The 21,327-nt window shown below is 66.6% G+C and carries 22 protein-coding genes, 1 tRNA gene and 1 pseudogene; 6 read left to right on the plus strand and 18 right to left on the minus strand.

Going from position 1 to position 21,327, the window contains the following annotated elements:
- Nucleotides 1-103: 103 nt before the first annotated feature.
- Nucleotides 104-1,534, minus strand: a complete 1,431-nt coding sequence (gene tig / locus BLQ70_RS00595; RefSeq protein WP_091855404.1) for a trigger factor — start codon at nt 1,532-1,534, stop codon at nt 104-106.
- A gap of 90 nt (nt 1,535-1,624) precedes the next feature.
- Nucleotides 1,625-1,709 (minus strand) — tRNA-Leu (locus BLQ70_RS00600).
- 189 nt (nt 1,710-1,898) lie between these two features.
- On the opposite strand from BLQ70_RS00600, the gene BLQ70_RS00605 reads away from it, so the two are divergent.
- Complete coding sequence (locus BLQ70_RS00605) at nt 1,899-3,335, plus strand: multicopper oxidase family protein (RefSeq protein ID WP_091855405.1); 1,437 nt, start codon at nt 1,899-1,901, stop codon at nt 3,333-3,335.
- A gap of 9 nt (nt 3,336-3,344) precedes the next feature.
- Here BLQ70_RS00605 and BLQ70_RS00610 read toward each other — a convergent pair whose 3' ends face one another.
- The 3 genes from BLQ70_RS00610 to BLQ70_RS00620 form a co-directional block, all read right to left on the minus strand.
- The gene (locus BLQ70_RS00610; RefSeq protein ID WP_244511858.1) at nt 3,345-3,869 is read right to left on the minus strand and encodes a gluconokinase; all 525 of its coding nucleotides are present in this window, start codon (nt 3,867-3,869) and stop codon (nt 3,345-3,347) included.
- A gap of 4 nt (nt 3,870-3,873) precedes the next feature.
- A complete protein-coding gene (gene gnd, locus BLQ70_RS00615) occupies nt 3,874-4,860 on the minus strand; it encodes a phosphogluconate dehydrogenase (NAD(+)-dependent, decarboxylating) (RefSeq protein ID WP_091855406.1) in 987 nt (328 codons plus the stop codon).
- Between the two features lie 79 nt (nt 4,861-4,939).
- A complete protein-coding gene (locus BLQ70_RS00620; protein WP_244511859.1) occupies nt 4,940-5,704 on the minus strand; it encodes an AraC family transcriptional regulator in 765 nt (254 codons plus the stop codon).
- 103 nt (nt 5,705-5,807) lie between these two features.
- Here BLQ70_RS00620 and BLQ70_RS00625 point away from each other — a divergent pair, with 103 nt between their 5' ends.
- The 5 genes from BLQ70_RS00625 to rpmG all read left to right on the plus strand — a co-directional run bounded on the left by BLQ70_RS00625 (nt 5,808) and on the right by rpmG (nt 10,495).
- The gene (locus BLQ70_RS00625) at nt 5,808-6,218 is read left to right on the plus strand and encodes a DUF2000 family protein (RefSeq protein WP_091855408.1); all 411 of its coding nucleotides are present in this window, start codon (nt 5,808-5,810) and stop codon (nt 6,216-6,218) included.
- Between the two features lie 423 nt (nt 6,219-6,641).
- Nucleotides 6,642-9,011: a ribonuclease R gene (rnr, locus tag BLQ70_RS00630; RefSeq protein ID WP_091855409.1), complete on the plus strand. Its 2,370-nt coding sequence runs from the start codon at nt 6,642-6,644 to the stop codon at nt 9,009-9,011.
- Nucleotides 9,011-9,457: a DUF983 domain-containing protein gene (locus BLQ70_RS00635; RefSeq protein ID WP_091855410.1), complete on the plus strand. Its 447-nt coding sequence runs from the start codon at nt 9,011-9,013 to the stop codon at nt 9,455-9,457. Before rnr ends, BLQ70_RS00635 begins: the two co-directional genes overlap by 1 nt.
- The gene (locus BLQ70_RS00640) at nt 9,454-10,188 is read left to right on the plus strand and encodes an NUDIX hydrolase (RefSeq protein WP_091855411.1); all 735 of its coding nucleotides are present in this window, start codon (nt 9,454-9,456) and stop codon (nt 10,186-10,188) included. The genes BLQ70_RS00635 and BLQ70_RS00640 overlap by 4 nt, the downstream gene beginning before the upstream one ends.
- A gap of 139 nt (nt 10,189-10,327) precedes the next feature.
- Nucleotides 10,328-10,495 carry a 50S ribosomal protein L33 gene (gene rpmG, locus BLQ70_RS00645; protein ID WP_038367996.1) on the plus strand — a complete coding sequence of 56 codons (168 nt, stop codon included), beginning with the start codon at nt 10,328-10,330 and terminating at the stop codon, nt 10,493-10,495.
- Between the two features lie 130 nt (nt 10,496-10,625).
- Here the strand turns inward: rpmG and BLQ70_RS00650 are convergent, their stop codons facing one another.
- The 13 genes and pseudogenes from BLQ70_RS00650 to BLQ70_RS26215 form a co-directional block, all read right to left on the minus strand.
- A complete protein-coding gene (locus BLQ70_RS00650) occupies nt 10,626-10,940 on the minus strand; it encodes an I78 family peptidase inhibitor (RefSeq protein ID WP_061963742.1) in 315 nt (104 codons plus the stop codon).
- An 89-nt stretch (nt 10,941-11,029) separates the two neighbouring features.
- Entirely contained in the window at nt 11,030-11,716 is a 687-nt protein-coding gene (locus BLQ70_RS00655) for a DUF2161 domain-containing phosphodiesterase (RefSeq protein ID WP_091855412.1), read from the minus strand.
- Nucleotides 11,717-11,919: 203 nt separating this feature from the next.
- Nucleotides 11,920-13,041, minus strand: a complete 1,122-nt coding sequence (locus BLQ70_RS00660) for a mandelate racemase/muconate lactonizing enzyme family protein (protein ID WP_091855413.1) — start codon at nt 13,039-13,041, stop codon at nt 11,920-11,922.
- A 31-nt stretch (nt 13,042-13,072) separates the two neighbouring features.
- Complete coding sequence (locus BLQ70_RS00665) at nt 13,073-13,432, minus strand: RidA family protein (RefSeq protein WP_061963748.1); 360 nt, start codon at nt 13,430-13,432, stop codon at nt 13,073-13,075.
- 35 nt (nt 13,433-13,467) lie between these two features.
- Nucleotides 13,468-14,832 carry an FAD/NAD(P)-dependent oxidoreductase gene (locus tag BLQ70_RS00670; RefSeq protein ID WP_091855414.1) on the minus strand — a complete coding sequence of 455 codons (1,365 nt, stop codon included), beginning with the start codon at nt 14,830-14,832 and terminating at the stop codon, nt 13,468-13,470.
- Nucleotides 14,829-15,161, minus strand: coding sequence for a (2Fe-2S)-binding protein (locus tag BLQ70_RS00675; protein ID WP_091855415.1), 333 nt, complete (start codon nt 15,159-15,161; stop codon nt 14,829-14,831). The genes BLQ70_RS00670 and BLQ70_RS00675 overlap by 4 nt, the downstream gene beginning before the upstream one ends.
- Entirely contained in the window at nt 15,151-16,287 is a 1,137-nt protein-coding gene (locus BLQ70_RS00680) for an NAD(P)/FAD-dependent oxidoreductase (protein ID WP_091855416.1), read from the minus strand. Before BLQ70_RS00680 ends, BLQ70_RS00675 begins: the two co-directional genes overlap by 11 nt.
- Before the next feature lie 97 nt (nt 16,288-16,384).
- On the minus strand, nt 16,385-17,179 hold the full coding sequence (locus BLQ70_RS00685; protein ID WP_061965447.1) for an ABC transporter permease: 795 nt from the start codon (nt 17,177-17,179) through the stop codon (nt 16,385-16,387).
- 11 nt (nt 17,180-17,190) lie between these two features.
- Complete coding sequence (locus BLQ70_RS00690; protein WP_091855417.1) at nt 17,191-18,063, minus strand: ABC transporter permease; 873 nt, start codon at nt 18,061-18,063, stop codon at nt 17,191-17,193.
- Nucleotides 18,056-19,123, minus strand: coding sequence for an ABC transporter ATP-binding protein (locus BLQ70_RS00695; RefSeq protein ID WP_091855418.1), 1,068 nt, complete (start codon nt 19,121-19,123; stop codon nt 18,056-18,058). Before BLQ70_RS00695 ends, BLQ70_RS00690 begins: the two co-directional genes overlap by 8 nt.
- Nucleotides 19,124-19,172: 49 nt before the next feature.
- The gene (locus BLQ70_RS00700; protein ID WP_210184229.1) at nt 19,173-20,126 is read right to left on the minus strand and encodes an ABC transporter substrate-binding protein; all 954 of its coding nucleotides are present in this window, start codon (nt 20,124-20,126) and stop codon (nt 19,173-19,175) included.
- 288 nt (nt 20,127-20,414) lie between these two features.
- Nucleotides 20,415-21,155 (minus strand): LysR substrate-binding domain-containing protein, encoded by a 741-nt coding sequence (locus tag BLQ70_RS00705; protein WP_244511860.1) that lies wholly within the window; start codon nt 21,153-21,155, stop codon nt 20,415-20,417.
- Between the two features lie 60 nt (nt 21,156-21,215).
- Nucleotides 21,216-21,302 (minus strand): annotated as a pseudogene (locus tag BLQ70_RS26215) (LysR family transcriptional regulator); the annotation flags it as partial.
- Nucleotides 21,303-21,327 lie beyond the last annotated feature (25 nt).

Genomic DNA, 21,327 nt, shown 5'->3' on the forward strand with positions numbered 1-21,327 from the left:
AGGCAGACACTCACTTAAGCACGGCAGTCGCGGCTGAAAAGGGAAGCGCCGCCGGTCGCGAAGGCCGGCGGCGCGATAGCTGTCGTTAAGGTTGCCGTGAGGCTCAGGCGGAAGCGTCGTCGGCCTTGGCCTCGGCCTTCTTCGCCTTCTTGGCGGCGGCCTTCTTCGGCTTGGCCTCGGCGGTGTCCTCGGCGTCCTCGTCGGCGTAGAGCGCCTCGCGCGAAACGGTCTGGTCCTCGACCTTCACCTGGCCGAGCAGATGGTCGACGACCTTCTCCTCGAAGATCGGGGCGCGGATCTCGGCGAGAGCCTGCGGGTTCTTGCGATAGAACTCCCAGACTTCCTTCTCCTGGCCGGGGAAGGAGCGGGCGCGCTCGATCAGGGCCTGGGTGACCTCGTCATCCGAGATCTGGACCTTGGCCTGCTCGCCGATCTCGGCCAGCACGAGGCCCAGGCGCACGCGGCGCTCGGCGATCTTGCGGTAGTCGGCGCGGGCGGCGTCCTCGGTGGTGTCCTCGTCGGCGAAGGTCTTGTTGGCCTGCTTCATGTCGGCCTCGACCTGGCCCCAGACGCTGGTGAACTCCTGCTCGACCAGGGTCGGCGGCAGCTCGAAGCTGTACTTGCCGTCGAGCGCGTCGAGCAGGCCCTTCTTGAGCTTGCGGCGCGACTGGGCGGTGAAGTCACGGCCGATCTGCTCGCTCACGGCTTCCTTGAGCTTGTCGAGCGACTCCATGCCGAAGCCCTTGGCGAGCTCGTCGTCGATCTTGACGGCGTCCGGGCCCTGGACGTCGGTCACGGTGACCTCGAACTCGGCCGGCTTGCCGGCGAGGTTCTCGGCCGCATAGTTCTCGGGGAAAGTCACCTTGACGGTGCGGGTCTCGCCGGTCTTGGCGCCTTCGAGCTGCTCCTCGAAGCCCGGGATGAACTGGCCGGCGCCGAGATCGAGCGGGATGCCCTCGCCCGTGCCGCCGTCGAACTTCTCACCGTCGAGCGTGCCGACGAAGGAGATGATCAGGCGGTCGCCCTTCTCGGCCTTGGCCTTCTCGCCCTTCGAGGTGTAGCTGCGGTTGCCGGCAGCCATGCGCAGAAGCGCGGCATCGACATCGGCGTCCGGAACCTCGGCGACCGGCTTCACCAGCGAAACGTCCGAGAGGTCGGCGAGCTCGATCTTCGGGAGCACTTCCAGCGCGACGGTGAAGGCGAGATCGCCCTTGGCCTCCATCGCGGCCTCGATCTCTTCCTTGTTCTCGGGGAAGCGGATCTGCGGCTCGAAGGCGAGCTTCAGGTTGTTGTCGGCGACGATCTTCTGGTTCGCCTCGTTGACGGCGTTCTGCAGCACGTCGGACATGACCGAGCGGCCATAGAGGCGGCGCAGATGCGCGACCGGCACCTTGCCCGGGCGGAAGCCGTTGATCTTGGCCTTGCCCTGGAGGTCCTGGAGGCTGCCATCGAGCCTGGTCTTCAGGTCGGCGGCGTTCAGCACCACCTGGAATTCGCGCTTGAGGCCCTGGGACAGGGTTTCGGTCACGTTCATTTTTGTACCGCCAACAGCTCGTTTACGTCTCAATGTCCAAAGCGCGACGCCGGTTCGACCGCCGCCGCGCTCGCGAAAAAACTAGACCGATGGTGCGGGCGGAGGGACTCGAACCCCCACGACTTTCGCCGCTGGTACCTAAAACCAGTGCGTCTACCAATTCCGCCACGCCCGCCGGTCCGATAGCGCTGCGCGCGAGCAAACGCAGCGCGGCCATCGTCAAGCCGCAGGCCTATACGCATTTCGACCGGGCCATGCAGCAAAAAAATGACGGTTCTGCAAAACAGGCGCTGCGCCGGGCATTTCGCCGGGGGACCCGAACCGGCTCTCGCCAGAGCGGGCCGCCCGGATTATGCGGTATGGCATGACGAAACCGCCCGCCGCCTCCCCGCTCCCGCTCACGCGTCGCCAATGGCTGGCGGGGCTCGGCGGAGCTTGCCTGATCGCGCCCTCAGCGGGTTTCGCGCAAGCTCCCGCCCCGACCATCAAGCCGGCAAGCGAGCCGCAGCGGCGGACACTCGTGGCCGCGCCAGCGAAGGCAAGGCTGCGTCCGTCACCGCCGGTCGATACGGAAATCTGGACATTCGACGGCAGCACGCCGGCCCCGCCCCTGCGAATCAAGCAGGGCGAAACGCTGGCCGTGAAGCTCGAGAACAAGACGACGGCCCCGCTCGACCTGCACTGGTACGGCCTGCGCGGCGAGGCCGAACGGGATGGCGCCGCCAGCTTCACGCGCCCGCCCATCGCGCCGGGAGAAACCGGCGAGTTCCGGATCACGCCGGCGGATTCGGGCACCCTGCTCTATCGCCCGCTCCGGGCCGGCAGTTCATCCGAACCCGCTGGCCGGGGCCTGAGCGGCCTCGTCATCGTCGAGGAGAAGGAGCCGCCTCCGGTCGATCTCGACCTGCCCGTCCTGATCACCGACTGGCTCCTCGGCGACGACCAGGCGCTCCAGCCCTTCGTGCTGCAAGGGAATGCCTCGGCTTCGGCCGGGCGCCTCGGCAGTTGGCTCACGGTCAACGGCCGCTCGCCGCCGCAGCCGATCTCGGCCCGGCCCGGTGCGCGGATTCGCCTCAGGCTCGCCAATGCCTGCAATGCCCGGATCATGCGATTGCGCTTCGACGGCGGAAAGGCGACCGTGATCGCGGTCGACAGCCAGCCGACCGAGAGTTTCGAGCCTGTGCGCTCGCAGCTGCCCTTCGCGCCGGGTACCCGCTACGACGTCATCCTCGATATGCCGATCGAGGTCGGTGCCGCCGTCAATGTCAGCGCCCTGATCGGTGGCGGCCTGCCGCTGGTCCGGATCGTGACGGCGGGGCAGCCGCAGGTTCCGCCCGCAGCCATGCCCGCCCTGAAGCTCAACCCTGCCCTGCCGCTGGGCGTGCGGATGCAGGACGCGCTGCGGCCCGAACTCGTCATCGAGGGCGGCGCCAGGCTCACCGAGGACCAGAAGCTCGATTTCACAGGGCTCGATCTCGCCAGCCCCTGGCGGGTGAATGGCGGCACCGGCTCCTTCGAAGGCAAGCCGCTGTTCAGCGTCAAGCGCGGCACGCCGATCGTGGTGGCGATCGACAACCGCACCGCCTTCGTCCAGCCGTTCCACGTCCATGGCCACAGCTTCCGGCTGCTGCATCCGCTCGACGACGGCTGGGAGAACTATTTCCTCGACACCGTGCAGATCCCGGAACGCAAGAAGCTGCACATCGCCTTCATCGCCGACAATCCCGGCCGCTGGCTGATCTCGTCGACGGTGCTGGAGCGCTTCGACCTCGGGCTATGGAGCTGGTTCGAGGTGACGTGAGGCCGCTCCTCAAAGGCTCAGCCGATCGACCACGTCCTGCACGATCGCGTCCTTGCTGTCCTCGACCGAGACGACCAGCGGCTTCTCGTCCGCACCCGGCTCCTCCAGCGCGGCGAACTGGCTGTCGAGCAGGGCCGGCGGCATGAAATGGTGCTGGCGGGCGGCCATGCGCCGGCCGATCAGCTCGCGCGAGCCCTTGAGATAGACCAGCGCGACATCCGGCCGGTCGCCGACGATCACCTGCCGATAGGCGCGCTTCAGCGCCGAGCAGGTGACGATGCCGTGCTCGCCCTTGGCCCGGAGATTGTCGATCCAGGCGGCGATGGCCGCGAGCCAGGGCTTGCGATCCTCGTCGTTCAGCGGCGTGCCGCCGGCCATCTTGGCGACGTTCTCGGGGGGATGGAAGGAATCGGCGTCGCGGAAGGGCCAGCCGAGGCGCTCCGCCAGACGCTCGCCGAGCGAGGTCTTGCCGGAGCTCGCGACGCCCATGACGACGATGACGGCCGGGCGGCCACCGCCTGCTGCCTCTGCCACCGTATCAGCCCTGCTTCTTGGGTTCGACATGGCCGCCGAAGCCGGCGCGCATCGCCGAGAGGATCTTCTCGCCGAAAGTGTGGTCGACACGCGAGCGGAAGCGCGCGAACAGCGCCGAGGTCAGCACCTCGGCCGGGGTCGCGGTCTCGACGGCGGCGTCGACCGTCCAGCGGCCCTCGCCGGAATCCGAGACATTGCCGGTATAGGAAGCGAGTTCCTCGTCGGCGGCGAGCGCCTCGGCGGTCAGGTCGAGCAGCCAAGAGGTGACGACCGAACCGCGGCGCCAGACCTCGGCGATCTCTGCCGTGTCGAAATCGAAGCCGTATTCGGCCGGCAGGCCCTCCTTGGCCGAGGCGTTGCGCAGCAGGTCGAAGCCCTCCGCGAAGGCCTGCATCATGCCGTATTCGATGCCGTTATGCACCATCTTGACGAAATGGCCGGCGCCGGTCGGGCCGCAATGGAGATAGCCCTGCTCGCTCGTCGGGTTGCGGCCCTCGCGATGCTTGGTCGGCTCGATCTCGCCCTTGCCGGGGGCGAGCGCCGCGAAGATCGGCTCCAGCCGGTCGAAGGCTTCCTTGTCGCCGCCGATCATCAGGCAGTAGCCGCGATCGAGGCCGTGGACGCCGCCGGAGGTGCCGATATCCATGTAATGGATGCCCTTGGCCGCCAATTCCTTGCCGCGGCGGACATCGTCCTTCCAGAAGGCATTGCCGCCGTCGATCAGCGTATCGCCCTCGTCGACGAGGCCCGCGAGCTCGGCCAGGGTCGCCTCGGTGATCTTGCCGGCCGGCAGCATTACCCAGATCGCGCGGGGCGCCTTGAGCTTGGCGACCATGTCCTTGAGATCGCTGGCCAGCGTCGCGCCATCGGCGGCGAGCGCCTGGCCCGGCTTCGGATCACGATCATAGACCACGCATTCATGGCCGGCGCGCATCAGGCGGCGTACGATGTTGCCACCCATCCGGCCGAGGCCGATCACTCCAAGCTGCATGTCAGATACTCCGCAAAGCCGGCTTTCGCTGCTTCAAGCATGGAGGCGGCGGGCGGGGCAAGCCGATGCGACGCAGGTCTCAACCCCGGATTTGCTGCTGCAAGGCCCGCCAACGCCCCGGCGTGACGCCATAGGCGCGGCGGAACTGGCGGGTGAAATGGCTCTGATCGGCGAAGCCACAGGCGAAGGCCAGGTCAGCCAGAGGCGTGTCCTCCGCCAGCATGCGACGGGCACGGTCGAGGCGACGCATCACGAGGTAGTTATAAGGGCTGGTCCCGAAAGCCGCGCGGAACTGGCGCGCCAAGGTGAAGCGATCGAGCCCTGTCATGGCTTCCAGGCGGCTCGAATCGACAGTCTCGGCGGTGTGCGCGTCGAGATAGTCCCGAGCGCGCTCAAGGGCCCTGTTTTCGAGCCGCGACGGACGAGCACGCGCCGCCGAGGGATCGAGCGCCAACAAGGCCTGCGCCAGCCGTTCGAGGAGATCATCGACCGCCAGAGGATCGAGCGGCTGATCGAGATCGCGCAGCGCGCGGGCGATCGCCGCGACCAAACGCGGCTCCTGTGAAACCGCTGTAGACATGAAGGGCAGTGCCCGGCCGCCCTCGCCCATCGCCTGCCGGATCAGGCGCGGCTCGACATAGAGCATGCGGTAACGGAAGCCGCTCTCGATGCCGGAGCGCCCGTTATGGACCTCGTCGGGATGCAGAACGATGGCGTGGCCACCGAGGCTGTCGCGCCTTGCGCCGCGGTAATCGAAGGATTGCACGCCCGACAGCGTCAGCCCGAAGGCATAGGTGTCGTGGCGGTGCGGATCATAGGCATAGCCCCGGAAGAACGCTTCCATGCGCTCTATTCCATCAGCGCCGGTGCCGAGCCGGACCCAGTCCCGCTCAGGCCCGCACGATCGTTCAAGACGGGCCTTGCCGGCCTCGGTTAGCGATGCGTCCATGCGTTACGATACCAAGATAGCCATCGTGGTTCGCGATGATCTCGCAACCTGGCAAAAACTCAATGTCGCCAGCTTCCTCGCCGGCGGACTTGTCGGAACCGCTCCGGAACTTGCGGGCGAACCCTACAGGGATGGCTCAGGCCGCTTCTACGGTCCGCTGGTCCGCCAGCCGATCCTGATCTTCGCGGCAAGCGCAGCGGAGCTCACGGCTATGCTCCAACGGGCGCAGCAGCGCGGCGTCCGGCCGCATCTCTATACGAAGGACCTGTTCGCAACCGGTAATGACATGGACAACCGCGCCGCTGTCGCTGCGGTTGCGACGGATGCACTCGACCTCGTCGGTCTCGGCCTGCATGCCGAGCGCAAGGAGATCGACAAGATCACCAAGGGGCTGAAGCTGCACGGATAACCGCTTGCAACGCATGCTGTTCGCGCAGACTTGCCTGCCTCATCCCTGTGCAACACGCGGATCGCTCTCCGCATTCACGGTCTGGATCGCGACTTTCGTCGTGCTCATCCAGTGCATTTTTTGGCATTTACGAGTCCCCGAGAATCGCCTTAGCCTCCTTCTTGTCGGTAACAACTGAAAGGAGGTGATCCAGTGTCTCATTGTCATCAACCGCTGGTGCAAGGCGGGCGGATCTGGACCTCTTCTTGCTGGGGTTTCTATTCCGCGTGAGTTTTCGCACCTTCAGATCCGGTTCGCCGGGTCGCGGTTCGGCAATGGAAGGGCAGCTCGCAAGGGCTGCCCTTCTTGCTTTCAGGCCGCCAATGCTGGCGTCCGGCCGCAAGCCGTGGCAGACAGGCGGCGTGTCACGCTTTTCCCTGCCCAATGCCCCGAGTACCGGCCGTGTCCGTTCCTGATCCGAGCCGCGAGGCCATTCTCGACTTCATCGAGGAAGAGCGCGCCGCCGGCCGCGAGGTCGGCCGGCGCGAGATCGCCAAGGCTTTCGGGCTCGATGGCGGCGGCAAGATCTGGCTGAAGCGCCTGCTCAAGGAGATGGCGGAGGAAGGCGAGATCGGCGGCGACGGCAAGGAGCGCCCGGTCCATCCGCGCGGCGCGCTGCCGCCCGTCCTGCTCTCCGAGATCAAGCGCCGCGACCGCGAGGGCGACCTCGTCGCCCAGCCGCTGGAATGGGACGAGGCGGAGAGCGGAGCGCCGCCGCAGATCCTGATCGAGCGCACCCGCGAGGGACGCCGCAAGGACAAATCGGCGGGGCCTGCGCCGGGCGTCGGCGATCAGGTCATCCTCAAGCTGACGCGGCTGCGCGGCGTCGAGGGCTTCGGCTATTCCGGCCGGGTGCTCAAGGTGATGGGCAAGGCGAAGGCCGCCGTGCTCGGCATCTTCCGCGCCCTGCCCGACGGCTCCGGCCGGCTGGTGCCGATCGACAAGAAGGCGCAGGGGCGCGAGGCGATCATCCCGAAGGGCCGCACCGCCGATGCGCAGGATGGCGACCTCGTCTCGGTCAGTTTGCGCCGCGAGAGCCGCTTCGGCCCGCCCGAGGCGCAGGTGCGCGAGCGGCTGGGCTCGATCAAGTCCGAGCGCGCCGTCAGCCTGATCGCGATCCACGCCCATGGCATTCCGCATGAGTTCCCGCCAGCCGCCCTTCAGGAAGCCGCGAACGCACCGCTTGCCAGCCTGAAAGGCCGCGAGGACTGGCGCGAGCTGCCGCTCGTCACCATCGACCCCGCCGACGCCAAGGACCATGACGACGCGGTCCATGCCGTGCCGGACGGCAACCCGGACAATCCCGGCGGCTTCGTCGTCACCGTCGCGATCGCCGATGTCGCGGCCTACGTGACGCCGCATTCGGCGCTCGACCGCGAGGCGTTGGAGCGCGGCAACTCGGTCTATTTCCCCGACCGTGTCGTGCCGATGCTGCCGGAGCGGATCTCGAACGATCTCTGTTCCTTGCGCGAGCACGAGGACCGGCCGGCGCTTGCCGTCCGGCTCGTGCTCAAGGCCGACGGCTCGAAGAAGAGCCATTCCTTCCACCGCGTGCTGATGCGCTCGGCGGCGAAGCTCTCCTATCAGCAGGCGCAGGCCGCCATCGACGGCAGTCCCGACGAGAAGACCGCGCCGATCCGCGAGAGCGTGCTGATGCCGCTCTGGGCGGCCTATGGCATTGCGGCCCGCGCCCGCGACCAGCGCCAGCCGCTGGAACTCGACCTGCCCGAGCGCAAGCTGATCCTGAAGCCCGACGGCTCGGTCGATCGCGTCATCGTGCCGGACCGGCTCGCCGCCCATCGCCTGATCGAGGAATTCATGATCCTCGCCAATGTCGCGGCGGCCGAGACTCTGGAGAAAGCCGGCAGCCAGTTGATCTATCGCTGCCATGACGAGCCCTCGCTGGAGAAGATGCGGGCGCTTGGCGAGGTGCTGGCCTCGATCGGCATCAAGCTGCCGCAGGACGGGGCGCTCAGGCCCGTGCTGTTCAACCGCATCCTCGGCATGATCAAGGGCTCGGAGAACGAGACGCTGATCAACGAGGTCGTGCTGCGCACGCAGGCCCAAGCCGAATATGTCGCCGAGAATTACGGGCATTTTGGCCTCAACCTGCGCCGATACGCCCATTTCACCTCGCCGATCCGGCGCTATGCCGACCTGATCGTGCACCGCGCGCTGATCACGGCGCTGAGGCTCGGCGATGATGGCCTGCCGAAGAGCACGACGCTCGCGGAGCTGCGTGAGGTTGCAACCCGCATCTCGGCCGCCGAGCGGCGCGCCATGGCCGCCGAGCGCGAGACGACCGACCGGCTGATCGCGCATTTCCTTGCCGACCAGATCGGCGCGAGCTTCGACGGGCGCATCGGCGGCGTGCACAAGGCCGGCCTGTTCGTGAAGCTCGACGGCACCGGTGCCGACGGCTTCATTCCGGCCTCGACGCTGGGCGGCGACTACTACCGCTATGACGAAGTCGCACATGCGCTGATCGGCGAGCGTACCGGAGAGAGCTGGCGCCTCGGCGACCGCGTCCATGTCAAGCTGGTCGAGGCAGCGCCGGTCGCGGGCGCCCTGCGCTTCGAACTGCTTTCGGAGGGACGCGTCGTGGCGACAGGACGCACCGGCAAGCGGCGCGGCGGCGCAGTCCCTTTCGGGACCAGCCGGCCGGCGGCAAGCTTCGGCAAGAAGGGCAAGCCGGGCGGGGGCGGCTTCGGCAAAAGCAAGCCGGGCAAGAGCAAGCCCGGCAAGAGGCGGTGATGGGCGTTCAGATTCACAGCGCGGAGGCGCATCTCGACGCGCGCGACTGGCGCCAGGCCGTCGCGCGCGGCTTGAGGGGCCACTGCCCGCATTGCGGGAGGGGCCAGCTGTTCCGCGCCTTCCTGAAGCCGGTCGACACCTGCGAAGCCTGCGGCGAGGACCTGCATCACCAGCGGGCTGACGACCTGCCGCCCTATATCGTCATCACCATCGTCGGCCATATCATCGTCGGCGGCCTGCTGCTGGCGGAGAAATTCGGCGACTGGCCGATGTGGCTGCACATGGTCGTCTGGCCGGCGCTGACTCTGATCCTGTCCATCGCAATGATGCAGCCGGTGAAGGGCGGCGTCGTCGGCCTGCAATGGGCCGTGCGCATGCACGGCTTCGGCGGCGAGCCCGACCGGCCCGAACGCCAGCCCCTGCCTTCTTCGGAATCACGTTCATGACCGATCACACCGTCACCCTGACCCAGGCCGAGCGGGCGCGCACCACCGCCAACCAGCGCCCCAAGGACGCCGCGACCATGATGATCCTGGATCGCAGCGGTGCACGACCCAAGGTGCTGATGGGCAAGCGGCATGCGGGCCACAAGTTCATGCCGGGCAAATACGTCTTTCCCGGCGGGCGGGTCGATGCCGGCGACCGGCAGATGGCCGCGACCGGCGCGGTGCCGCAGATCTGCGAGGACCGGCTCGGCAAGCGCTGCCTGCGCCCCAGCGCCGCCAAGGCGCGGGCGCTGGCGCTGGCCGCCATCCGCGAGACCTTCGAGGAAACCGGGCTGCTCTTCGGCTCCGACGAGTTCGGCGCGCCGGAAACCGCGCCGGCCGGAAGCTGGAGCGACTTCGCGGCGCAGGGCGTCTTCCCCGACCTGTCGGCCGTCACCTTCGTCGCGCGCGCAATCACCCCGCCGCGCCGGCCGAAGCGCTTCGACACCCGCTTCTTCGCGATCGACGCCTCCGCCGTCGCCAAGCGGATCGACGGCATCATCGGCCCCGATTCGGAGCTGGTCGACCTGGTCTGGGTCGATTTCGACGAGGCGAAGGAGCTCGACCTGCCGACGATCACCAAGGTGATCATCCAGGAGGTCGAGGCCCGCATCGAAGGCGGTTTCGCGCCTTATCTGCCGGTCCCGTTCTACTGGGAGAAGCGCGGCAGCTTCGTGCGCGAGGAGCTTTGAGGGCCATTCGCGTCGCCAAGCTATTCTTCCTTGACTTCGCCGGCCCGTTGCGGCATTCCCCGCGCTGACGGTTTGCCGGGTTCGCCCGGCCATTTTCTTTTCCGAGGGCCTCTGGCCCGCATGGCTCGAGGATAGACCCATGGCCAAGGCCGTGACGATCAAGATCAAACTGCTTTCGACCGCCGACACCGGCTTCTTCTACGTGACGAAGAAAAACTCGCGTACGATGACCGAGAAGATGTCGAAGAAGAAGTACGACCCCGTCGCGCGCAAGCACGTCGAGTTCAAGGAAACCAAGATCAAGTGAGGCCATAGCCTCCCGATCTGATTTCGCTTTGAAAAACCGCCCTTTCGGGCGGTTTTTTCGTTTGGAACTTCAAGGCCGCGGCGGCCGGATCAATCGCCGCCGCATGCCTAAGAACGGCGCCGCCTCGCGCCTACCCGCAATAGGCGCGGACGATCCTGCCGGTCTTCGGGTCGGTCTCGATCGTCACCCGTTCCTTGCGATAGTCCATCGTCACGCCCTGCCCCGGCCGAATCTGCCGGACGATCGATGCGCCCGTGACCTGCTGGGCCTCGGCATCACTGATGCGCCCCTTGCCCGCCAGCGTCTCGGCCGCATCTTCCCGGCATAGGCCGGGCAAGCCGGGCGCAGCTCCCACAGGAGCCTGCTGCGCATCGCTCTGGCAGGCCGCGAGCATCAATGCGGCAAGCGACAGGGTTCCAGCGGCAAGACATCTCCGACCAGACATCGAGGCAATTCCTTTCATCGCAATGGAATGACGCCCGGAAGGCTCTACAAGCGCCATGCGGCGCATCCATGGCGGGCGGCCGAGCCTGTTCAGACGGCGATGGCCGACCCATCCGGGCTGGCGGGAAGCTGGGGCCGCCACATCGCCAGGGCGCTGCGGCCGGCTTCGGTGAGCGCGTAGACGCCGCGCCCGGACCGCTCGAACCAGCCATAGACATTGCGATGCAGGATTTTCTGGGCGTCCGGACAGGAGGGCTTGAGGTCCCGCGGCCGCTTCGGCTCCCCCGCCATCGCCGCGGCACAGGCCAGCGCCTGCTGGCGATAGGCCGTCATGATCGGCCTGCGCGTGCCGCCGCCCATCGCCGGATCGCCCTGGCGGCGCTTGTGCTCATCCACCAGCCGCGAGCGCCGGCGCGGGTCCTTGCGCGGCGTGGGCGCCACCGGAGACACCAGGATATCGACATGTCCGGATTTGGAGACGCCGAGCAATCCGAAGCCGAGTCGCCGGCAGAGGTTGCGATAGCGCGGATCGCTTTCGCGCCCCTTGCCCCTGGCAGAGAGCTGGGCTGCGAGCCAGATCTCGTCGCCGAGGCTCATGCGGTCGACGCCCTGCAGGATGAGCTCGAGATTGAAGCTCAGCTTCAGCTCGCCGATCACCACGACGGACGGATCATCGTCGCGCAGGCCGACGAGATCGCAATGCCCGATCTCGCCCTTCACGGCGTAGCCGAGCCCTTCGAGGAAGCGCTTGACGGGCAGATAGAGCGACGTTTCCACATCCACCTCCGGACAACAGAACGGCATAGATGCCAGACAGTCGTTTCGGAGAGGCAAACGGGCCGGGGCCGGCCGGGATTTTGGCCGTCACATGTGCAAGCAGCCGCGAGCCGCCTTTTGCCAAAGGGGGGCCTGCTTTCATCTCGACCGCCTGGGACCGTCTTGCGGCAAGCCGCTGAAAGCAGCTTTCCCTCGTCGCGTCCTCAGGCGCGCACCACCCGCGTCGCAATCGCCAGCCCTGCCAGCGCCATCTCGTCGATGTCGACGCCAAGCCCGGGCGCTTCCGGCACCTGATAGCCGTCTCCGACGATCATCGGCCCCTGCCGGACGAACTGGCTGCGCGAGGGCGGATTGTCGTTCTCGTAGGATTCGAGGATCACGAAATTGGGCACCAGCGCCGCCAGCGTCACCGATGCGGCGATCGCAACGGGTCCGTGCGGATTATGCGGCACGACGCCGATATTGTAGGTCTCGGCCGCGTTGGCGATCTTGATCGCCTCAGTCAGCCCTCCGACGCGGATGATCGAGGGTTGCACCAGCCCGACCGCCTGCCGCTCGATGATCTCCGCGAATTGCCGGCGGGAATGTAGCCTTTCTCCGAAGGCGATGCGGGTCCGCGTGGCCGATGACAGCCGTGCCAGCGCCTCCGCGCTCTGGAACTCGGTCGGCTCCTCGACGAAGACGAGGTCGCAATCGGCCACGCCGGAGCAGAACTGCGCCGCCGAGGCCCAGTCGAGCCGGCGCCAGAGATCGACCATCAACCCGATCGAGGGGCCGACGGCGTCGCGAACCGCCCGTACCTCCGCCACCGCTTTCGGGACGTCGTGCTGCCGAACGCGATACTGAAGCTGATCGGCGGTCCCGAACGGATACCATTTCAGGGCGGTGGCGCCGCGCGAAACCGCATCCTGCGCCTTCCGGATCAGGTCCTGCGTCGACCGGTATCCGGCCCACCACTGATTCAGGTAGACGCCGACGCGATCCCGCACGGCGCCGCCGAGGAGCTTGTGCACCGGCAGGCCGTAGGCCTTGCCGGTGATGTCCCACAGCGCCTGGTCGATCGCGGCGAGCGCCGCCATGCTGCTGGCGCCCTCGCCCCAATAAACCCTGTCCTTGAGCAGTGCCCAATGCTTCGCGACCGTGGTCGGATCTTGCCCCGCTATGGCCCGAAAGCCCTCCTCGATACCGGCGGCGACAGACGGCCAGCGATGGTCGAGCGTCGCTTCGCCGAAACCGACGATGCCCCGGTCGGTCTGGATGGCCGCGTAGAGGTAGTGCTTGTTGGCATCCGCGAGCACATAGGTTCGCAGTTCGGCGATTTTCATGGCCCGTCCCCCTGCGCCCTGCTCCGTGCGATTACCGGCCGGCCGCGGCCGTCACGATGATCTCGACAAGGACGTCCGGCGCCCCCATCTCGCACTGAGCCGTCGCGCGGGTCGGCGCGGCGTTCGGTGCGGTCCAGGCATTCCAGATCTCGTTCATGCCCTCGAAATCGCGGGCGAGATCCTTGATCCAGATCTGCGCGGTCAATACGCGGCTCTTGTCGGTTCCCGCCCTGGCGAGGAACTGCTCGATCTTTTCGAGCGTCTGCCGGGTCTGCCCCTTGATGTCCTGGCTGCGATCGTCGGCGGTCATGCCGCCGACATAGACGACGCCGTTGTAGACGACGACGCGGCTGCGGCGCGGGTCGGTTTCGATGCGGACGATGTCGTTCATGGTCTTCTCCTCGTGGTGAAATGGGGGACGGGAATTCAATCGACGAAGTCGCCGAGCATGACCGGCTTGATCGGCGCCCTGATGCGGTAGTAGCCCACGTCGTCAGGGGTCGCGCCGCGCACCTCGGCGATGATCTCCGTCACCGTCAGTCCGCACAGACGCCCCTGACAGGGGCCCATTCCGCAGCGGCCGAACGCCTTGGTCTGGTTCGGGCCGCGGCAGCCGAGCTCGACATAGCCGCGGATCTGCCCAGCCGTGACCTCTTCGCACCGGCAGACGATGACCGCAGGGTCGCGCGGGATGCGGTTCGCATCGGCCGGCCGGTAGAGGCTGTTCAGGAAGCGCCGGATATGGCTTTGCCGTTCGAATAGAGCCAGCAGCGCCGTGCGCCGGCCGGAGTCGACGGCGCGGCCGGTACGCTCCGCGACGGCGAGCGCCGACAACCTTCCCTGGGTCGCCGACGCCTGCGCACCGACGATCGCGCGGCTGTCTCCTGCAACGTAGAGCGGCGTTTCGCCCAGCCGGCCCCAACGGTCTGTCTCGGGCAACCAGCACAGCTGTTCGCCATCCCAGCGATGGGCCGCACCCGTCGACCATGACAGTTGCGTATTCGGCACGACGCCCTGATGCAGCAGGACCAGCGAAGCAGGCAGCGTCACCCGCCGACCGCGATGGAGAAAGGAGAGGCCCTCGGCTTGCCGCTCACCCTGGATCACGAGATCGCTCGCGGCAGAATAGAACCTGACTCCGTTCCGGCGCAGCGTCGCGATCAGCTTGAGGCCCTTGGCGAGATCGCGCCAGCCGCGTACGGCACCGACACCGTGCCGTATGGCGCCCAGATAGCCCGACCCTGCCGTCGTATCGACGATGGCCGCGATCGTCACGCCGGCGCGGAGATATTGCCAGGCGAGGAGGTAGAGCAGCGGCCCGCAACCGGCCAGGATGACCGGCCCGCTGGGCAGCGCGCCGGAGCCTTTCAGCAGGATCTGCGCGGCGCCTGCCCCCAGGACGCCGGGAAGCGTCCAGCCCCTGATCGGAAACGGCCGTTCCATGGCGCCGCTGGCGAGCAGCACGGCCTTGCCGACGACCTGTCGCGATCGTCCATCCGCGACGTAGTCCACGGCACCGTTCTGCGCGACGTTCCAGACGGTCGCTCCATGCAGATGCCCGGCACCGCTGTTGCGGAACTCGGCCGCGAGGCTGCGCCCGGCCTCGTAGTCCTTGCCGAGGACCGCGACGCGATCGGCGGGCGCGGCTTCGATATTGCGATAGATCTGCCCGCCGAGCGCCGGCTGTTCGTCGAGAACGATGACCGAGAGACCGAGCGCGCGCGCCTCGCAGGCCGCAGCCATGCCCGCCGGCCCGCAGCCGACGACGACGAGATCCGCCGCAGCGCTCATGGCTCTTCTCCGGGGCTGAAGACATCGAGATGGGCCGCACCGAGCTGGCGCGCGACGACCATCCCTTCGTGGACGGGAATCAGGCAGCTTTGCCGCGCCGGCACCCCGTCGATCTCGACGAGACATTCAAAGCAGACGCCCATCATGCAGTAAGGCGCGCGCGGAACACCGCCGACGACGCTCGACCGGAATTCCCTGACGCCGCCGACGAGCAGGGCCGCGGCAACCGTGATGCCGGCCGGAACCCGCAAGGGCGTGCCCTCGAAGACGATCGTGACCGAGGCGCCGGCCGGCGCGCCCGGCACGGTGAAGAGCGGTTCAATGGTCATGGGAGAAGCTCGCATCGGCGTCGAGGAAGCGATCGCCGGTGAACACCTCGAACCCGGCCGGCACCTGCGAGAGACCGGCCATCCAGGGGCCGACGACGTAGCAATGGGCCGCCGCGAGCGTGACGCCGCTATGGCTGGTGGCGAGGAAGGCCCCCGGGCAGGACGCCGATTCCTGGTAGATCGGGTAGCCGTCCGGAGTCAGCGGCCGCAGGGCGCCCCACGCCCGGACAAGGCGCGCGCGCGCCAGGGCCGGAAAGGTTTCGACCGCGCGGCGTGCCAATATCTCGATCTTGTCGGTCGTCGTGCCGTCGTCGAGGCCGACATCCTCGGAGGTCGAACCGATCTGGACGCTGCCCTCCCGCGTCTGCCGGCACTTGTTCGTGGGGTAGTCGAGGAACGGCTTCAGCCGCTCGGTGATGAGAACCTGGCCGCGCGTGGATGCGATGGGGGCGTGCAGGCCGACCTGCGCGGCCAATCCGGCGTTGCCGAGCCCTGCCGCGAGCACGATCCGGTCGCTCTTCCAGCTCTGGCGATCCTGCGAGACCGCCTCGAAGGACCCGCTGGCGGGATCGTGCCTGATCTCGGCAATGTCGACGCCAGTGATCACATCCGCCCCGCGATGGCGAAGCGCGGCATGCAGGCCGCGCAGCAGCATCAGGGGGTTGGCATGGCCATCGAGCGGACAGAAGCTCCCGCCCACCACGGCCGGCCCGATCCCGGGGAGATATTGCCGGAGCTCGGAGGGGTCCATCATCTTGAAGGGGATGCCGCCGACCTCGCGATCGATCCGTTCCAGAAGATCGGCGCGCGCCCTGACATCGGCATCGTTGAAGCCCAGCCAGAAGCCCCCCGGCTGTTCGAGACCGGCGTCGACATCGGTCAGATCGACCAGTTCCTTCTGCAGGTTCGGCCAAAGCTTCAGCGCATCGCGGCTCCAGCTCGCGTAGCGGGGCATCTTGCCGCCCTTGCTCGAGACCCAGACCAGGCCGAAATTGCCGCGCGAGGCGCGAAACGCGGTATCTCCCTGGTCGAGAACGCGGACGCGCATTCCCGCCCGCAGCGCTCCGTAGGCAATGGCGGCCCCGACAAGCCCGCCCCCTACCACCGTCATCGTCTGGCTGCTCATGTCCGCAACTCCGGTCCAGACCGGCTTTCGTCTCGAATTTCGGGCGCAACTGTCCTGCCGGCGCCGATCGGGCGACCGGTCGGGACGGTCGTTTCGGCTATTTCTTTCCGATGAGAACCCTGTCCAGGCCGACCATGCGGTCGAGGATGAACATGAAGGCCATCGTTCCCAGGATCAGGATGGTGGAGACCGACGTCGTCACCGGGTCCGTGAGCTGGGATATGCGGTTGTAGAGCGCGACGGGCAGCGTCGTGGTTCCGGGCGTCGCGACGAAGATCGTCATCGTGACCTCGTCGAAGCTCTGGATGAAGGCGAGCACCCATCCCGCGGCGACGCCCGGCAGGATGAGCGGCAGGAGAATGCGGCGGAAGGCGACGGCTCGCGAGGCGCCGAGCGACCGGGCAGCCGTCTCCGCGTCACGTTCGAGCCCGATCACGGCGGCGAGCGTCAGCCGCAGCGAATACGGCACGACGGTGATCGCATGAACGAGCACCAGGGCCACGAAGGAGCCGGTCCACTCCATGATCGAGAAAAAGCGCAGGAACGCGACGCCGAGCACGACATGAGGGATCATCAGCGGCGACATCAGGAACGCCATCAACCCGTCGCGTCCGAAAAACCGATGACGGGCGATCGCGAGCGCCGCGGGCACGGCGACGATCGTCGCCAATGTCGCCGAGGCCAGACCGAGCCAGATCGACAGCCAGAACGCGCTAATGAGTTCCGGCGCCGCCAGGATTTCCCGGTACCAGCGCAGCGACATGCCGTCGAAGGGCATCGACAGGTATTCCTTGTCGGAGAGCGAGACCAGCATCACCACGACCAGCGGTGCCAGGATGAACACGGTGAGCAGCGCATGGAAGATCAGCGCCAGCGGTCCGTTCCTTGAGATGTCCCGGCCGCTCATGCGAACACCTGCTTGAAACGCCGCTCGACGAGCCGGTTGCAGCCGACGATGATCAGGATGTTGGCAAGCAGCAGCAGCACCGCGATCGCAGCTCCCAGCGGCCAGTTCAGCGAGTTGAAGAACTCGTCGTAGAGCGTGGTGGCGACGACCTTGACCCTGCGCCCGCCGATGATCGCCGGGGTGGCATAGGCCGATGCCGCCAGGGCGAAGACGATGATGGCTCCGGACAGGATGCCGGGCATCAGCTGCGGCAGCATGATGCGGCGGAAGGTGGTGAAAGGTCCCGCTCCGAGCGAGCGGGCCGCATGCTCGATCTGCCCGTCGAGGCGCTGCATGGCGCTCCACACGGCGATGACCATGAAGGGCAGGAAAACATGGGTCAGGACGATGATGACGCCCGTCATCGAGAACAGCAGCCGGATCGGCTCATCCACCAGACCGAGCCCGCGAAGCACCGTGTTCACCACGCCCTGGCTGCCGAGCAGCACCGACCAGCCCAGCGTGCGCACGACGACGGAGATCAGCAGCGGTCCGAGGATCACGACGAAGAAGGTGCCGCGCCAGACCGGCTTCATCTTGGCGAGGATCAGGGTCTCGGGCACCCCGAGGACGATGCAGATCAGCGTGACAGCGAGCGCCATCCCGCCCGTCCGCAGGAAGATTTCCCGGTAGTAGCCGTCGAGCAGGATTTCGAGATAGTTGCCGAAACCATAGCTCTGCTGGATGCCGCGCATGCCGTCGAAGGCGTTGAACGACAGAATCGCAGTCAGAACCAGCGGAATGGCCAGCAAGGCGAGAAAGAGCGCGAGAGCCGGCAGCGAGAGCAGCCAGGGCAGACCGCGGCTGGTCTGGTGGGTCGAGCTAGCCATCGGAACGCTCCGTCGCGATGACGCGCAGATCCTCGGCGTTCCAGCTCACGCCGATCGTTTCCCCCTCCTCGGCCTGCACTGTCCCGGTATTCTGCTGGGTGATACGAAGCATGCCGAGTTCGGTTTCGATTTCGTAGATCCACGACCCGCCGAGGAACAGGCGGGTGCTGACACGCCCCTGGAGGGTGGCCTGGTCCGGAGAGCCGAGGCGGAGGCGCTCCGGGCGGACGAACACGGCGATGTCGGGGGTCACCTGATCTTTCGCGACCCTGGTCCGGAACGCGGTCGGTCCGACCCGAACGGTCGCCTCGTCGGCGATCCGGCTTTCGATCCGTCCGCTCAGCACGTTCGTGTGCCCCAGGAAGCTCGAAGCGAATTGCGATGCCGGCCTGTCGTAGACCTCCTGCGGTGTACCGAGCTGCGCGATCCCGCCATTCGTCATGACGGCGATCCGGTCGCTCATCGTCATCGCCTCGACCTGATCGTGCGTGACCAGGATCGCGGTGATGCCGAGCCGCCGCTGCAGGGAGCGGAGCTCGACATGCATCTCGCCGCGAAGCTTGGCGTCGAGATTCGACATCGGCTCGTCCAGCAGGAGAACCCGCGGACGGATGGCCAGGGCGCGGGCGATGGCGACACGCTGGCGTTGGCCACCGGACAGCTCGCTGGGATAACGCCCCTCGAGACCGGCCAGGCGGACCATCGCCAGGGCCTCTTCGACCCGTCGCTTCAGCTCACCGCGCTCGACCCGGCGCATCTCGAGGCCGAAGCCGATATTCTGGGCCACGTTCATATGCGGAAAGAGCGCATAGCTCTGGAAGACGACGCCCATGTCGCGCTTCTCCGGCGCGATGCTGGTCAGGTCCTGCCCGTCGACGACGATGCTCCCCGTCGTCGGCGGAACGAAGCCCGCCACCATCTGCAGGGTCGTCGTCTTGCCGCAGCCCGATGGGCCCAGCAGCGAGAGGAATTCGCCTTCGTTCACATCCAGGTCCACGCCGCGAACGGCCTGGACCGGGCCATAGCTCTTCGACAGGGCGCGCAGAGACAAACTGCTCATTTCGATGGGCCTTCGCTTCGACGGCTGCGGAGATCGGGCGCTTGCGCCCTTATCTCTCGATCGTGCGGTTCCAGCGATTGGTCCACTCGGCGCGGTTCTTGTTGATCTCGCTCCACTTGACCGAGATCATCCTGCCGACGCGCTCATCGCCGTATGGGACCTGCGCGGCCAGCTTGTCATCCAGCCTGGTCTGGCGATTGGTGGGGCCGAAGCCTTCCGTGGCCAGCTTCGCCTGGATCTCGGGCGTGACGAGATATTGCAGGAAAGCCTGCGATGCTTCGGGAAGACTGTTCTGGACCACCGGGCAGGCGCCGAGCACGAGCGCAGGCGTCCCTTCCTTCGGATACACGAATTCCATCGGGAAGCCGGTGTTCTTCAGTGCGATCGCGCGGCTGCTGCCCCAAACGGCTACGTCGACATCGTTGTTCTGGAACATCTCGGCGAGCTTCGCGGGCGAGGAAGACCAGCTCAGGACGTTCGGCGCCAGCGATTTCCGGATGGAGTCGAAGCCGGGCTCGATATTGCTCTCGTCGCCGCCGTTGATGCGGGCGAACATCACGAGCGTATGGACCCCGTAGGTGCCGGACAGCGAGGAAGCGGTCAGGCGCCCCTCCAGCTTCCTGTCGGTCAGGTCCTTCCAGGAGGTCGGCGCCGGCCAACCCTTCTTCTTGTAGTTCGCCGCATTGTAGGCGATGCCGGTCGCCACCAGCCCGACGCCGATGCCATTTCCGCCGAACTGGGCGAACGGATAGATATCCTTGTAGATCGGGGCGTCGCTCAGCTTGTCGCAATAGCCGAACTGGATCGCCTGATAGAGCGGCCCGTCATCGAAGATGGCGACATTGATCTCCTGCTTGCCGGCCTGAGCCTGCAGCTTCGCGACGATCTCGCTCGAAATTCCGGGAACGTAAGTAATCTTGACGTTATGCTTGGATTCGAACTCGGGAATGATCTGGCTTTGGAAGAGTTTCTGCGTGCTGCCGCCGGGTCCGGCGACATACATGGTTTGCTGAGCCAATGCGGGGGAAGCAAAAGCCAGGGTTCCCGCCAGCAACAGATTACGAAATCGATTCATGACCCCTCCGAATTTTTTATCTGATCTGAGATGCGGCGCGCGCTCCTCCGGCACCACGATCTCATGAGCAGGCAGGCTATGAACCGCCTGTCATTAGAGCAAATAGAAATACACCGGGGGTCTATGCAGTTATGATATAGGCCTCGCCTTCCGCCGCCGCGGATTTCCAGGCCCCGTTCCGGGAGCGGATTGACGCCCGTCCCGGCGCGGTTTTCGCTATTTTTCGCCGCGCTCCCGCACAGCCGAGAGGGCTGCCTTCTCCTCCATCGTCACGGCCTTGAGGATTTCGATGAAGCTGGCAACCAAACGGTTTTCCGGACGCCCCTTCGGATAGATCAGCAGGGCTTCATGCTTGATCGAGGGGCGGAAGGGGCGCATGACGACGCCCAGATGCCGGTAGTCCTGCGCCGCGAGTGGATTGACGATCGCCACGCCGAGCCCTTGTGCGACCAGCGAGCAGGTGATCGTACTGAACGGCGTTTCCAGGGTGATGCGCCGATCGATTCCGGCCTTCGAGAACACCTCGTCGACGTTCGAACGGCCGTGGTCGTTCTGCGCGAAGGAGATATAGGGCTCGTCGGCGAGATCGGCCGGGCGCACCGCCGCCTTGCCGGCCAGGCGATGCTCCGCCGGCATCAGGCAGACCCCGTCGACGCTGTAGAGCTCCTCGCTGGAAAACCCGTAATTCTCGTAGAGATGCGATACGATTCCGACATCGCAGGACATTTCATCCACCCATTGCGACACCGCCGCCGAATGTCCCGCATGAATCGAAATGCCGGTTTCCGGATAGATTTCGGCAAACCGCTTGATCGAGCGCGGGATCAGGCCATGTGCCAGGGTCTGGATCGATCCGATCCGCAGAAGGCCTCCGCTGAACCGGCGGATCCGGTTTGCCGCCTCCTCCAATCGCCGGAGACCGTGGAAGCTGCGCTGAACCTCGTTGAAGAACGACAAGCCGTCCGTCGTCGGCACGACCTTTCCCGGCATTCGCTCGAACAGCTGTAACCCCGCGGCCTTTTCCAGTTGCGCGATCGAGCGGCTCACATTCGGCTGCGACGTGTGGAGAATCCGGGCGGCGGCCGTGGTCGATCCGGTGATCATGACCGCGCGAAAGGCCTCGATGTGA

Origin of the sequence: Allobosea robiniae (genome assembly GCF_900102525.1) — a bacterium.
In the GTDB taxonomy this organism is placed as follows: domain Bacteria; phylum Pseudomonadota; class Alphaproteobacteria; order Rhizobiales; family Beijerinckiaceae; genus Allobosea; species Allobosea robiniae.